The organism is Amaricoccus solimangrovi (genome assembly GCF_006385685.1).
Classification (GTDB): domain Bacteria; phylum Pseudomonadota; class Alphaproteobacteria; order Rhodobacterales; family Rhodobacteraceae; genus Amaricoccus; species Amaricoccus solimangrovi.
The window spans coordinates 1-13,491 of sequence record NZ_VFRP01000007.1; the positions used below are offsets into that span (position 1 = coordinate 1).

13 protein-coding genes and 1 pseudogene are annotated in these 13,491 nt (G+C 70.8%); 4 read left to right on the plus strand and 10 right to left on the minus strand.

Going from position 1 to position 13,491, the window contains the following annotated elements:
- The coding region (locus FJM51_RS08750) for an integrase core domain-containing protein (RefSeq protein WP_140453761.1) at window positions 1-255 on the plus strand (255 nt) is incomplete at its 5' end.
- 17 nt (window positions 256-272) lie between these two features.
- Entirely contained in the window at window positions 273-494 is a 222-nt protein-coding gene (locus tag FJM51_RS08755) for a hypothetical protein (RefSeq protein WP_140453762.1), read from the plus strand.
- 342 nt (window positions 495-836) lie between these two features.
- Here FJM51_RS08755 and FJM51_RS08760 read toward each other — a convergent pair.
- The 9 genes and pseudogenes from FJM51_RS08760 to FJM51_RS08800 form a co-directional block, all read right to left on the minus strand.
- Window positions 837-1,126, minus strand: a pseudogene (locus tag FJM51_RS08760) (DUF1330 domain-containing protein).
- Window positions 1,127-1,137: 11 nt separating this feature from the next.
- The gene (gene alaS, locus FJM51_RS08765; protein WP_140453763.1) at window positions 1,138-3,807 is read right to left on the minus strand and encodes an alanine--tRNA ligase; all 2,670 of its coding nucleotides are present in this window, start codon (window positions 3,805-3,807) and stop codon (window positions 1,138-1,140) included.
- Between the two features lie 209 nt (window positions 3,808-4,016).
- On the minus strand, window positions 4,017-5,081 hold the full coding sequence (gene recA, locus FJM51_RS08770) for a recombinase RecA (protein ID WP_140453764.1): 1,065 nt from the start codon (window positions 5,079-5,081) through the stop codon (window positions 4,017-4,019).
- A 160-nt stretch (window positions 5,082-5,241) separates the two neighbouring features.
- Window positions 5,242-5,934, minus strand: coding sequence for a VIT1/CCC1 transporter family protein (locus FJM51_RS08775; RefSeq protein ID WP_140453765.1), 693 nt, complete (start codon window positions 5,932-5,934; stop codon window positions 5,242-5,244).
- A 63-nt stretch (window positions 5,935-5,997) separates the two neighbouring features.
- Window positions 5,998-8,166 (minus strand): ATP-binding protein, encoded by a 2,169-nt coding sequence (locus FJM51_RS08780; RefSeq protein WP_140453944.1) that lies wholly within the window; start codon window positions 8,164-8,166, stop codon window positions 5,998-6,000.
- A gap of 132 nt (window positions 8,167-8,298) precedes the next feature.
- Window positions 8,299-9,504 (minus strand): RsmB/NOP family class I SAM-dependent RNA methyltransferase, encoded by a 1,206-nt coding sequence (locus tag FJM51_RS08785; RefSeq protein ID WP_140453766.1) that lies wholly within the window; start codon window positions 9,502-9,504, stop codon window positions 8,299-8,301.
- A 68-nt stretch (window positions 9,505-9,572) separates the two neighbouring features.
- The gene (locus FJM51_RS08790) at window positions 9,573-10,670 is read right to left on the minus strand and encodes a 5-(carboxyamino)imidazole ribonucleotide synthase (protein ID WP_233713055.1); all 1,098 of its coding nucleotides are present in this window, start codon (window positions 10,668-10,670) and stop codon (window positions 9,573-9,575) included.
- Window positions 10,660-11,166, minus strand: coding sequence for a 5-(carboxyamino)imidazole ribonucleotide mutase (gene purE / locus FJM51_RS08795; protein WP_140453767.1), 507 nt, complete (start codon window positions 11,164-11,166; stop codon window positions 10,660-10,662). Before purE ends, FJM51_RS08790 begins: the two co-directional genes overlap by 11 nt.
- A complete protein-coding gene (locus tag FJM51_RS08800) occupies window positions 11,163-11,378 on the minus strand; it encodes a YdcH family protein (RefSeq protein WP_140453768.1) in 216 nt (71 codons plus the stop codon). The genes purE and FJM51_RS08800 overlap by 4 nt, the downstream gene beginning before the upstream one ends.
- 217 nt (window positions 11,379-11,595) lie before the next feature.
- On the opposite strand from FJM51_RS08800, the gene FJM51_RS08805 reads away from it, so the two are divergent.
- Window positions 11,596-12,015, plus strand: coding sequence for an Hsp20 family protein (locus FJM51_RS08805; RefSeq protein ID WP_140453769.1), 420 nt, complete (start codon window positions 11,596-11,598; stop codon window positions 12,013-12,015).
- A 10-nt stretch (window positions 12,016-12,025) separates the two neighbouring features.
- A complete protein-coding gene (locus tag FJM51_RS08810; protein WP_140453770.1) occupies window positions 12,026-12,253 on the plus strand; it encodes a DUF1150 family protein in 228 nt (75 codons plus the stop codon).
- 97 nt (window positions 12,254-12,350) lie between these two features.
- Here FJM51_RS08810 and trxB read toward each other — a convergent pair whose 3' ends face one another.
- Window positions 12,351-13,325 carry a thioredoxin-disulfide reductase gene (trxB, locus tag FJM51_RS08815; protein ID WP_140453771.1) on the minus strand — a complete coding sequence of 325 codons (975 nt, stop codon included), beginning with the start codon at window positions 13,323-13,325 and terminating at the stop codon, window positions 12,351-12,353.
- Window positions 13,326-13,491: the final 166 nt, after the last annotated feature.

Sequence of the window (13,491 nt, forward strand, 5' to 3'; positions counted from 1 at the left end):
CATCCCTGGACCAATGGTCAGGCCGAGCGGATGGTTCGGACCATCAAGGAGGCGACGGTCCGCGCCTTTCACTACGCCAGCATCGAGGACCTTCGGCGTCATGTCCGCGACTGGCTGCTCGCTTACAACTACGCCAAGCAACTCAAGGCGCTCCGCTTCAGGACGCCCCTCGAAGCAATTCAGCCGATCGCCGTGGAAAGGCCGGAACTGTTCGTTCGTCAGCCAAGCCAGGACATGCTGGGACTAAACAGCTAGGACTTCTTCCCGGCGGAATGGCGCGCCGCACTACCGCATCGACGCGAAGAAGGGCCCCTTTCGTCATCGACAAGGCATTCCACGTCCAGACCATCAACAGCCTGCACGACCGCTTCGAACGCTTCATGGAGCCGTTCCGCGGGCCGGCGACAAAGAACCTGACCGGCTACGCCTCGTGGCTCATCGCACGCTCGGCTCGCACCGAGCCGGAGCGCGTCGAAGACGCATGGATCGACTGATAGCCGCATAACCAACGCGCTTTTTCAGACATGGCCACTCTTTTCGAGTTGGGCACTGAAAGCTTCCCCAATCAGGCCGAGTAATGGATGCGACGTCCCAGATCACCGCGCATCCGCCTTCGGACGGGGCCGGAAGCACGCCGCCCCTTGCGCCGCGGGCGGATCACGCGGTCCGGGCTGTGCTTCGGCCAACCGCGCGGCCGCGCTCCCGGAGAACGACCGGCGCCCGCCGCGCAAGATCGCCGCTCCTTCGTTCCGCGCCTGTCGGATCCCGTCTCGGAGGATCCGTCCGCCGCGACCCTGCCCAACCAGGCGGCGCGAAAGCCGTCGGACCTTTTCCGGTCAGTCCGCCACGCCCTCCACTATGACCAGATCGCGCTCGGAGGCGTCCCGGGCGAAGGACAGCGCCTCCTGATATTCGGGCGAGCGGTAGCATGTCTCGGCCGCCTCGAGCGTGTCGAAGACGATCAGCACGTTGCGTGGCCGGTCGCGGCCCTCGAGCTGCCTGTGGCGCCCGCCGCGGGCGAGGAACCGCCCGCCATGCGCCGCGATGGCGGGGCCGGCGCGCCGGGCGTATTCGCCATAGGCGTCCTGTCGGTCACGCTCACATGGGTGAGCCAGTAAGCCGGCATGTCGCTCTCCCTCAGGCTTCCAGAAGGGCGCGGGCGGCGGCGATCGCCTCCGGCGCCCGGCTCGCGTCGGCGCCTCCGGCCTGGGCCATGTCGGGGCGTCCGCCGCCGCCCTTGCCGCCGAGCGCCTCGGCCGCGGCGCGCACCAGATCCACCGCCGAGACGCGGGCGGTCAGATCGGGTGTCACCCCCGCCGCCACCGCCGCCTTGTCGCCGGTATCGGCGACGAGCAGCACCACGCCGGAACCGAGCCGCGACTTGTGCTCGTCGATCAGCCCGCGCAGGTCCTTGCCGGAAACGCCCGATAGCGTGCGCGCGAGGAAGGGCACGCCGCCGACCTGCTCGGGGCCGTCCCCGGCCCCCCCGCCGGTTCCCGCGCTCCCCGCCAGGGCGAGCTTGCGCCGCAGATCCGCGATCTCCGCCGTCTGCTCCTTGCGCTCCTCGAGCAGGGCCCGCACCCTCTCGGCGACTTCCTCGGGCCGCGCGCGCAGGAGGCTCGCGGTCTCCCGGAGCGCCGCGTCCTGGGCCGCGACATGGGCGAGCGCGCCGACGCCGGTCACCGCCTCCAGCCGGCGCGTGCCGCCCGCGCTCGCGCCCTCGCTCAGGATCTTGAACGCGCCGATGTCGCCGGTGCGCCGCACATGCGTGCCGCCGCAGAGTTCCAGCGAATAGGTGTCGCCGGCGGCGCCCATGCCCGAGCCCGGCGCCGTGCCCATCGAGACCACGCGCACCTCGTCGCCGTACTTCTCCCCGAAGAGCGCGCGCGCGCCGAGGTCCTGGGCGCCCGCCGGCGTCATGATCCGGGTCTCGACCTGGGTGTTCTGGCGGATGAAGTCGTTCACCTCCCGTTCGACCCGCGCGAGTTCCTCGGGGGACATCGCCTTCGCATGGCTGAAATCGAAGCGCAGCCGCTCCGGCGCGACGAGACTGCCGCGCTGCGCGACATGCTCGCCAAGCGCGCGGCGCAGCGCCTCGTGCAGCAGGTGCGTCGCGGAGTGATTGGCGCGGATCGCCGCGCGCCGGTCGTGATCGACGGTCAGCACCGCGGGCACGCCGGGAATGAGGTCGCCGCTCTCGACCCTGCCGTAATGGACGAAGAGCCCGAGCTTGCGCCGCACGTCGGTGATGGTGACCGTCGCGCCGTCGGTCGTGAGCGTGCCGATATCCCCGACCTGGCCGCCCGATTCGCCGTAGAACGGCGTCTGGTTCAGGATGATCTGCGCGGTGTCGCCCGCCATGACCGAGCCGACCGTGGCGCCCTCGCGCACGATGGCGAGGATCTGGCCCTCCGCCGCCTCGGTGTCGTAGCCGAGGAATTCGGTGCTCCCGAGCTTCTCGGCGAGTTCGAACCAGATCGCCTCGTCGGCCGCCTCGCCCGAGCCGGTCCAGGCGGCGCGCGCCTTCTGCTTCTGCTCGGCCATCGCGGCCTCGAAGCCGGGCACGTCGACGGCGCGGCCCTTCTCGCGCAGCGCGTCCTGGGTGAGGTCGAGCGGGAATCCGAAGGTGTCGTAGAGCCTGAAGGCGGTCGCGCCGGGCAGTTCGTCGCCCTCGGGCAGCCGAGTCAGCTCGTCATCGAGCAGCCGGAGGCCGCGGTCGAGCGTCGCCTTGAACCGGGTCTCCTCGCTCAGCAGCGTCTCCTCGATCAGCGCCTGGGCGCGGCCGAGTTCGGGAAAGGCCGCGCCCATCTCGCCCACCAGCGCCGGGACGAGCCGGTGCATCACCGGATCCTGCGCGCCGATCAGATGCGCGTGGCGCATCGCGCGCCGCATGATCCGGCGCAGCACATAGCCCCGCCCCTCGTTCGAGGGCGTGACGCCGTCGGCGATCAGAAAGGAGGTCGAGCGCAGATGGTCCGCGATCACCCGATGATGGGTCTTGTCCCGCCCGTCCGGATCGGAGGAGGTCGCATGCGCCGAGGCCTCGATCAGCGCGCGCATCAGGTCGGTGTCGTAATTGTCGTGCTTGCCCTGCAGCACCGCGCCGATCCGCTCGAGCCCCATGCCGGTGTCGATCGAGGGTTTCGGCAGCGCCGTCCGGCTCTCGTCGTCATGCTGCTCGAACTGCATGAAGACGAGGTTCCAGATCTCGATGAAGCGGTCGCCGTCCTCTTCCGGGCTGCCCGGAGGTCCGCCCCAGATTTCGGGTCCGTGGTCGTAGAAGATCTCCGAGCACGGGCCGCAGGGTCCGGTCGCGCCCATCATCCAGAAATTGTCCGAGGTGGCGATGCGGATGATCCGGTCGTCGCCGAGCCCCGCCACCTTCTTCCAGAGCGCCGCCGCCTCCTCGTCGTCGTGATAGACGGTGACGAGCAGCTTCTCCTTCGGCAGGCCGAAATCCTTCGTCAGCAGTTCCCAGGCATAGGGAATCGCATTCTCCTTGAAATAGTCGCCGAAGGAGAAGTTCCCGAGCATCTCGAAGAAGGTGTGATGCCGCGCGGTGTAGCCGACATTGTCTAGGTCGTTGTGCTTGCCGCCGGCGCGCACGCATTTCTGGCTCGTCGCCGCGCGGGAATAGTCGCGGCGCTCGACCCCGGTGAAGAGGTTCTTGAACTGCACCATGCCCGCGTTCGTGAACATGAGCGTGGGATCGTTGCGCGGAACGAGTGGCGACGAGGCGACGACGCGGTGATCGTTCCGCCGGAAATACTCCAGAAACGTGGAGCGGATGTCGTTCAGGCTGGCCATCGGATTCTCGCAAGCAGGATGGGCGCGGCGCGGACGCCGCCCGTGACCGCGTACGGTTAGCCTTCCCGCGCGGTGAAGTCCATCGGCTGCGCGATCCGGGCGGGGTCCGCGCGCGCCGGCGGGGCGGGAAGAACCTCCGGGCACCGATCCCGCGAGGGGGAACAGGCCCGGGGTCCGGGGGGCCGGCGAAGCGGCCCCTCCCGCCGGGGTCAGTCGTCCAGAACCTCGGACTGCTCCTCCGCGGTCATGCCGAAGTCGAGACCATGGGCGGCGCGGAGCTTGTCCTCGATCTGCCAGGCGATGTCGGGATTGTCCTTCAGGAAGGTCTTCGCATTCTCCCGGCCCTGGCCGATGCGCTGGTCGCCGAAGGAATACCAGGCGCCGGATTTCTCGACCACGCCCGCCTTGACGCCGAGATCGATCAGCTCGCCCCGCTTCGAGATCCCCTCGCCGTACATGATGTCGAACTCGACCTGCCGGAACGGCGGCGCGACCTTGTTCTTCACCACCTTCACGCGGGTCGTGTTGCCCACCACCTCGTCGCGGTCCTTGATCGAGCCGATCCGGCGGATGTCGAGCCGCACGCTGGCGTAGAACTTCAGCGCGTTGCCGCCCGAGGTCGTCTCGGGGCTGCCGAACATCACGCCGATCTTCATCCGGATCTGGTTGATGAAGATCACCATGCAGTTCGAGCGGCTGATGGCGGAGGTGAGCTTGCGCATCGCCTGGCTCATCAGCCGGGCCTGGGCGCCGACCTGCGCCTCGCCCATGTCGCCCTCGAGCTCCGACTTCGGCGTGAGCGCGGCGACCGAATCGACCACGACGACCGAGACCGCGCCGGAGCGCACCAGCGTCTCGGTGATCTCGAGCGCCTGCTCGCCGGTGTCGGGCTGCGAGATCAGGAGTTCGTCGATATCGACGCCCACCTTCTTCGCATAGACCGGATCGAGCGCGTGTTCGGCGTCGACGAAGGCGCAGACGCCGCCCTTGCGCTGCTCCTCGGCGAGGACGTGGAGCGCGAGCGTGGTCTTGCCCGAGCTTTCCGGCCCATAGATCTCGACGATGCGCCCCTTCGGCAGCCCGCCGATCCCGAGCGCGATGTCGAGCCCGATCGAGCCGGTCGAGATCGCCTCGATATCCAGCGCCGGTGTCGCCCCGAGCTTCATGATCGAACCCTTGCCGAAGCTCCGTTCGATCTGGGCGAGCGCCGATTCCAGCGCCTTCTGCTTGTCCATTCCGCGTCTTTCGCTGAAGTCCAGAATCTGACTGGCCATTGTCGCCTCTTATTTCACACCCGCGCCGGACCGGCAATCGCCGGAGGGAAAATGTTCCCAACTTGTTCTCCCAGCCAAGATGGGGATAAAACAGGAACATTGCAATGCGAATCTTCGGCCTCCCCAAGCCTGCCGCGGCGCTGGTTAACGGAATGTGAAGTCAGGCCGCGACGCCGAAGAGGCCGCCGATCCCCGCGGTCAGCGCGAGGGCGAGCGCGCCCCAGAACACGACCCGCGCCACCGGCCTGGCCGGCGCGGCGCCGCCCGCGCGGGCGCCGACATAGCCGAGGAGCGCGAGCGAGACGAGCGCGGCGACCGAGACGGTCGGCCCGACGAGGCCCCCGGGCGCGACGAAGACGGAGAGGAGCGGGACGGCGGCGCCGCAGGCGAAGGTGGCGGCGGAGGTGAGCGCGGCCTGGACCGGACGGGCGGTCGCGATCTCGGTGATGCCGAGCTCGTCGCGGGCATGGGCGTCGAGCGCGTCATGGGCGCTCAGCGCGCGCGCGACCTCGAGGGCCAGATCCGGCGCGAGGCCGCGGGCCTCGTAGAGGCCGGCGAGTTCGCGCAGCTCCCCCTCCGGATCGGCGCCCAGTTCGCGGCGCTCCCGCGCGAGGTCGGCGGCCTCGGTGTCGGACTGGCTGCTGACCGAGACGTATTCCCCCGCCGCCATCGACATCGCCCCCGCGACGAGGCCGGCCGCCCCCGCGACCAGCACCGGACGGATCTCGCTCGAGGCCGCGGCGACGCCCACGATCAGGCTCGCCGTCGAGACGATCCCGTCATTGGCGCCGAGCACGGCGGCGCGGAGCCAGCCGGTACGGTGGACGAGATGGGTTTCGACGTGGCCGGGCATGGGCGACTCCCGCTCTGGGTACCGGGCCTTCGCGCGGCCCGGCACAGCAATCCCCGCGCGCCCTCACCCGTCAAGCGCCTCCTTCACCCGCTGCGTCAGTTCCTGCAGCGTGAAGGGTTTCGCGAGGAAGGCCGCCTCCGGAATGCCGCCGTCGCCGCCGACGAAGGCGTCCTCGGCATAGCCCGACATGAAGATCACCTTGGCCCCCGGGCGGGTCCGCAGCGCCTCCCGCACCCAGGCCGGCCCGTCGAGCCCCGGCATGATCACGTCCGAGAGCATGATGTCGACGTGGACATCGGCCTCGCGCAGGATGTCGAGCGCCTCCTCGCCCGAGCTCGCCTCGACGACCGTGTAGCCCCGGAGCCGGAGCGCGCGGGCGGCGAAGCTGCGGACCGGATCCTCGTCCTCGGCGAGCAGCACCAGGCCGCGCCCGGTCAGGTCGCGCGGCCGGGGGCTCTCGGGTTCCGGCGCCGGAGCCGGCTCGCGGCTGTCATGCGCGGGCAGGTAGATCGTGAAGATCGCCCCCTGCCCCGGCTGGCTGTCGGCGAAGATGAAGCCGCCGGTCTGCTTGATGATGCCATAGGCGGTCGAGAGGCCGAGCCCGGTGCCCTCGCCGACCTGTTTCGTGGTGTAGAAGGGTTCGAAGATCTTGTTGAGCTTGTCCTTCGGGATGCCCGCGCCGCTGTCGGCGACCTCGATCACCACGTAATCGCCCTTCAGGATCGCGGCGCGGTCGCGGTTCACGTCCTGCTCCAGATGCTCGTTGCGGGTGATCACGCGGATCTCGCCGCCCCCCGGCATCGCGTCGCGGGCATTGACGACGAGGTTCATGATCACCTGTTCGAGCTGGCGCTCGTCCACGCGCACCGGGGCGAGGTCGGGGCCGTGCTCGATCCGGAGCGTGACCTTGTCGGTCAGCAGCCGGTTCAGCAGGTGGCTGAGTTCGGAGAGCGTGTCGCGCAGGTGGATGACGGTCGGGCGCAGCGTCTGCTTGCGCGAGAAGGCGAGCAGCTGGCGCACCAGCGAGGCCGCGCGGTTCGCGTTCTGGCGGATCTGCATCAGGTCGCCATGCTCGACATCGGCCACGTCGTGGCGCATCAGCAAGAGGTCGCAATGGCCGTTGATCGCGGTCAGCAGGTTGTTGAAGTCATGCGCGACGCCGCCGGCGAGCTGGCCCACCGCCTGCATCTTCTGGCTCTGCACGAACTGCGCCTCGAGCGATTTGAGCTCGGTCGCGTCCGAGAGGATCGCGAGCACCGAGGGCTGGCCGTCGAGCATCGCCCGGGTGAAGGCGACCTGCAGGAAGATCTCCTGGCCCTCGATCACCGCGCGCGCCACCTCGGGCTTGCCGAGCGCGCGACCGCGCAGCGTGTCGAGCACGCGCTCCCCGATCGAACGGCCCAGCCCCTCGATCAGCGCGTCGATCGCGACGCCGGGCGCGGCCCGCGCGCCGAGCAGCGTCCGGGCGGCCTTGTTCGCGAAGCCGAGCGCGCCCGTGGTCCCGAGCCGGGCCACGGCGACGGGCAGATCCTCGAGGAAATCGTCCGGCATCAGCCCGGCGATCGCCTCCGGGTCGAGCGGGCTCAGGAGGAAGTCCCGATGCCCCTCGCCCTCGCCGACCAGCACCGCGCGCGCCGCGCCGCCCGAGCGGAGCGCGTGGGCGGCGTCGGGACGCGGCGGCGCGTCGCGCAGGATCTCCCCGACATGGGCGGGCGCCCCGCCCTGTCCCAGCGCGGTGGCGGCGGAATTGGCGGCCAGCACCCCGCCCCGGGCGTCGATCCGGATCCAGGGAAGCGCGGTCGGCGCCGGGAACCCCGCGCCGGCCTCCGGCGCCTGGACCGCCTCCTCGCGCCAGAGCAGGCGGTCGCGGCCGTGGCGGGTGACGACGAGACGGCGCCCCTCCGCCTCCTCGGCCGCGACGCCGCGCGCGCGGGCGGCGCGGATCAGCCGGTAGCGCGCGGCCTCCGCCGCCGGCAGCCAGTCGCCCGGCGCGCCGGCCCGGGCCAGGGCGGCGGCGTTGCGGCCGCGCACCCGGCCCCGGAGGTCGGTCAGGAAGACCGCCGCCTCCTGCCCGTCGAAGAGCGCCGCCTCGGCCGCGTCGGCGCGCGCGCCCGCGTTTGAGACCCGGAGGAGGAGGAGAAACCCGCCGACCACCAGACCGGCGGCGGCGAGCGCGGCGGGCACCGCCGGCCCCGGGCCGACCGCGGGAAGAAGGGCGAGCGGCGCGAGCATGAGGCCCCCGACCAGCGCGGGCCTGAACGGCCGAAAACCACCGATGGACCCTGGCACAGCTTGCCTCCCGCCTGGACCGTTCAACCATAACGTGTCCGGATGGAAACAACCACAGGTAATATCGGTTCCCCGTCAGGATCGCGGCGCGGGAGTGCCCTCCGGCGCCCGGAAGCGCGCCATGTAGAAACCGTCGCCGCCGTCGACCGGGCTCAGCCGCCGGTCGCCGAGCACGAGCCAGCCGGGATGCCGCGCGGCGAAGGCCTCGGCGCGCTCCTCGTTCTCGGCGCGCAGCAGCGAACAGGTGGCATAGGTCAGGAGGCCGCCCGGCCGCGCCCGCGTCGCCGCCTCGTCGAGAATCGCATCCTGCAGCGGTGGATAGCTCGCCACCTCCTCCGGGGTCAGGCGCCACTTGCCCTCGGGCTTGCGCCGCCAGGCGCCGGTGCCCGAACAGGGCGCGTCCACCAGCACGAGATCGCAGACCGGCCCGAGCGCCGCGTGATCGCGCTCCGACAGGATCAGCACCTCGGCGCCGGCCCGGCGCGCGCGGTCGGGCAGGTCCGCCATCCGGCGCGGATTCGCATCCCAGGCCATGAGCCTGCCCCGCCCCTTCATCGCCGCGGCCAGCGCCAGCGTCTTGCCGCCGCCGCCCGCGCAGTAGTCGAGCACGGTCATGCCCGGCTCAGCCCCCGCGGTCTCGGCGACATACTGGCTCGAGACGTCCTGAAGCTCGACCATGCCCTGGCTGTAGGCCCGGCTCGCGGCGACGGCGCGCGGATTCTCGAGCACGCGCAGCGCATGCCCGGCGAGCGGCTGCGAGGCGACGCGGATCCCGTCGCGCGCCAGGACCACGGTCGCGGCGTCCGCGTTGGTGCGCAGCGTGTTGACGCGCAGATCGACCGGCGCGCGGTGGCGCATCGCCTCCAGCACCTCGCCGAAATCGGCGCCGAGCGCGGCGTGGAGCGCGGGACCGAGGAAATCGGGGAAATCAAGCCGCACGCCCTCGGGCGCGCGGGCGAGATCGCCGATGAGCCGCGCCCGCTCCGCCGGCGTCGGCGGGTCGGGATCGTAGCCGTCGCCGGTGCAGAGCCTGTCGAGGCTTCCCTCCGCCGCCGCGAGGGCGAGCCCGATCGCGCGGCCGGTGTCGCCGCCGCCGAGCCAGCCGAGCGAGCGGCGCCGGCGCAGCCCGTCGAAGACGAGGTCGCGCACCGCGGCGCGGTCCTTGGAGCCCGCGAAGCGGCTGCCGCGCGCCCAGCGCGTCAGCACCCGCTCGGCGGGCTCGCCGGCGAGGATCGGGTCGAGAAGCTCCATCGCGGCGGAGAGGCGGGCACCGGGCGTCATGCGGCTCTAGTGCCCCAGAATGGCGCGCGGAGGCAAGACGGGCGCGCCCGTCCCGCCGCGCCGCCGCCTCACCCTCGCGGCGAAAGCCGGGTGAAATGGCCCATCTTGCGCCCCGGCCGGGCGGTGCCCTTGCCGTAGACATGGACGGCGGCGCCGGTCATCTCCTCGACCGCGTAGACCTCCTCGCCGAGCAGGTTGGTCATCACCGCGTCCGAATGCCGCGACCCGTCGCCGAGCGGCCAGCCGCAGATCGCGCGCACATGCTGCTCGAACTGGTCGATCAGGCAGGCGTCCTGGGTCCAGTGGCCGGAATTGTGCACCCTGGGCGCGATCTCGTTCACGACGAGGCCGGAGGGGGTGACGAAGAGCTCCACCCCGATCACGCCGACATAATCGAGCGCGTTCAGGATCCGCCCGGCCAGCAGCACCGCGTCCTGCGCGAGGCCGTTCGGGATCGCGGCGGGAATCGTGGTCGCGCGCAGGATCCCGTCCTCGTGCCGGTTCTCGCCCGGATCGAAGGCGACGACCTGCCCGTCCATGCCGCGCGCCGCGATCACCGAGATCTCGCGTTCGAAGGCGACGAAGCCTTCGAGGACCGACGGCGTCTCGCCCAGCGTCTCCCAGGCGGCCGGCGCCTCGTCCGCGTCGCTGAGCCGCGTCTGCCCCTTGCCGTCGTAGCCGAAGCGCCGGGTCTTCAGGATCGCGGGCGCGCCGATCCGGCCGAGCGCGGCGGTCAGGTCGCCGAAATCGTCGATCGCAACGTAGGGCGCGGTGGCAAGCCCGATCCCGCTCAGGAAATCCTTCTCGATGATCCGGTCCTGCGACACTTCGAGCGCGCGCATGCCCGGGCGGACCGGCACGAGGTCGCCCAGCACACGGACCGCGCCGATCGGCACGTTCTCGAACTCGTAGGTCGCGACGTCGATCCGCGCCGCGAAGTCGCGGAGCGCGCCGACATCCTCGTACGACGCGCGGGTGACGCGGGTCGCCACCTGGGCGGCGCAGGGTTCGGAGGCGGGTTCGAAGATCTCCACTTCCATCCCGAGCCGGCCCGCGGCGACCGCGAGCATCCGGCCGAGCTGGCCGCCGCCGAGGATGCCGATCCGGCTTCCGATCGGCAGGCGCCGCGCCGCGTCCTTCGCGGCCATCGGAACCTCAGAGGTCATCGGGCACCTCCGCCACCTCGGCGGTCTGGCGCGCGCGCCAGGCGTCGAGCCGGCCGGCGAGATCCGCGTCGGTCGTCGCCAGCATCGCCGCGGCGAGCAGCGCGGCGTTGGCCGCCCCCGCCGGGCCGATCGCGAGCGTGCCGACCGGGATTCCCTTCGGCATCTGGACGATCGAGAGCAGCGAATCCATGCCCGAGAGCGCCTTCGACTGGACCGGCACGCCGAGCACGGGGAGCCGCGTCTTCGAGGCGAGCATCCCCGGCAGATGCGCGGCGCCGCCCGCGCCCGCGACGATGACCCTGAGCCCGCGCGGCGCGGCCTCCTCGGCATAGGCGAAGAGCCGGTCGGGCGTGCGGTGCGCCGAGACGATGCGCACCTCGCAGGCCACGTCGAGCGCGGCGAGGATATCGGCGCCCGCGCGCATCGTCTCCCAGTCGCTCTGGCTCCCCATCACGATGCCGACCAGCGGCGCGGTGTCTCTGTCCTCAAGGCTCATGCGATTATATCCGGGGTCAATTCGTCGCTCAGGCGGCTGATCTCGTCCTTCAGCGACAGCTTGCGCTTCTTCAGCCGCCGCACGGCGAGCGGGTCGGCGCGGCCTTCGAGATCGAGCGCGGCGATGGCGTCGTCGAGGTCGCGATGCTCGGCGCGCAGGAGCTCGAGCTTGACGCGAAGCACTTCCTCGCGGGACATCGTGGGCTCGTTCATGGGCGTCGGGTCACCTTGGGCGCTGCTGTCCGTCCGGGGACGGCTGGAGAGGGTTTATAGCCCCGCCCGCGCCCCGCGCCTAGGGGATGAGGGCGGCGGCGCGCGCATTTCCCGGCGCCTCCCCGGCCCTTGTTTTCCGCCCCCGGGGGACCATCTTGATCGGTGTGGCGTCGCCGTAAGGGGCGCCGCGGCGGTCGCTTAGGACAAGGGCTTTGCCATGACGAAGGTTACATTCGCCTCGCATCCGTTCCTGCTCGGTTTCGAGCAGCTGGACCGGCTGGTCGAAAGGACAGCCAAGGCGGGCAACGACGGCTATCCTCCGTACAACATCGAGCAGCGCGGCGAGACCTCATACCGCGTGACGCTCGCGGTGGCCGGATTTGGTGAGCCCGATCTCTCGATCACGCTGGAGAACAACCAGCTCGTGATCCGGGGACGGCAATCCGATGAGGGAGATGACCGGGTGTTCCTGCACCGCGGCATCGCGGCGCGCCAGTTCCAGCGCAGTTTCGTGCTGGCCGACGGGGTGGAGGTCTCGGGCGCCGCGCTCGAGAACGGATTGCTCCACGTCGATCTGGAACGCGCTCAACCCGAAGCGATCGTGCGTACCATCGCGATCAATGGCCGGAAAAGTTAAGGAGGCAGCCATGACCGACTTTCCCTCTCTGACCGATGACTCGCCGAACCGTATCGTCTACGTGCGGTCGGTGAAGACGTCGGAACTCCCCGAATCGATCCAGGCGCAGGCCCCGGGCCTCGACCACGTCTATTCGATCAACGCGCCCGACGGCTCGGTGCTCGCGCTCGTCTCGGACCGCCAGCAGGCCTTCGTGGTCGCGCGGCAGAACGAACTCTCGCCGGTCAGCGTGCACTGATCCCGCTGTGCTGACCCCGGTGTACTGACCCCGGTGTACTGACCGCGCGGGCGGCCCGGACGCGTCTCATCCGCGCCGGGGCCGCCCGCGCCGGTTCTCAGTCCAGCGCCGGCTCGGCCTCGGCCGCGCCGGTCTCCGTCGCGGCGAGATAGCGTTCCGCCTCGAGCGCGGCCATGCAGCCCATGCCGGCGCTCGTCACCGCCTGGCGGAAGATCGGATCGCAGATGTCGCCGGCGGCGAAGACGCCGGGGATCTCGGTCGCGGTCGAGCCGGGCTTCACCTTCACATAGCCGCCCGAATGCAGCGTGAGCTGGCCCGCCACCAGTTCGCTCGCCGGCGCGTGGCCGATCGCGATGAAGACGCCGTCGGCCTTCACATCGCGCGTCTCCCCGGTGCCGACGTCGCGCAGCCGCGCGCCCGTGACCGAGGGCGGGGTCCTGTCGCCCAGCACCTCGTCGAGCGCGTGGTTCCAGATCACCTCGACCTTCGGATTGCGGAACAGCCGGTCCTGCAGCACCTTCTCGGCGCGCAGGGAGTCGCGGCGATGGACCAGCGTCACCTTCGAGGCGAAATTGGTGAGGAAGAGCGCCTCCTCGACGGCGGTGTTGCCGCCGCCGACCACGACCACCTCGCGCTCGCGGAAGAAGAACCCGTCGCAGGTCGCGCAGGCCGAGACGCCGAAGCCCTTGAACGTCTCCTCCGACGGCAGGCCGAGCCATTTCGCCTGCGCGCCCGTGGCGAGGATCACCGCGTCGGCGGTGTAGGTGTCGCCGCTCTCGCCCCGCGCGACGAAGGGACGGCGCGAGAGGTCGAGCGAACAGATGTGGTCGGTGACGATCTCCGCCCCGGTCGCGCGCGCATGCGCCTCCATCCGGACCATCAGGTCGGGCCCCTGCACCTCGACGTCGCCGGGCCAGTTCTCGACCTCGGTCGTGATGGTGAGCTGGCCGCCCGGCTGCATCCCCTGGACCAGCAGCGGCTCGAGCATCGCGCGCGCGCCATAGACCGCGGCGGTGTAGCCGGCGGGACCGGAACCGATGATCAGGAGACGGGTGTGGCGCTGAGCGGACATGAAACGAGGATCCCCAAATGACCGGCGTCATATAGGTTCCCCGCGGCGCGAAGGAAACCCCCGCGCGTGGGGCCCGCGAGGGCGCGCGGCGGCGTTTCGATTTGTTTCGCTCATGGGAAAGATTATTGCTTTCCCGCGTGCGTCCGCATAATTACCGCGACACACT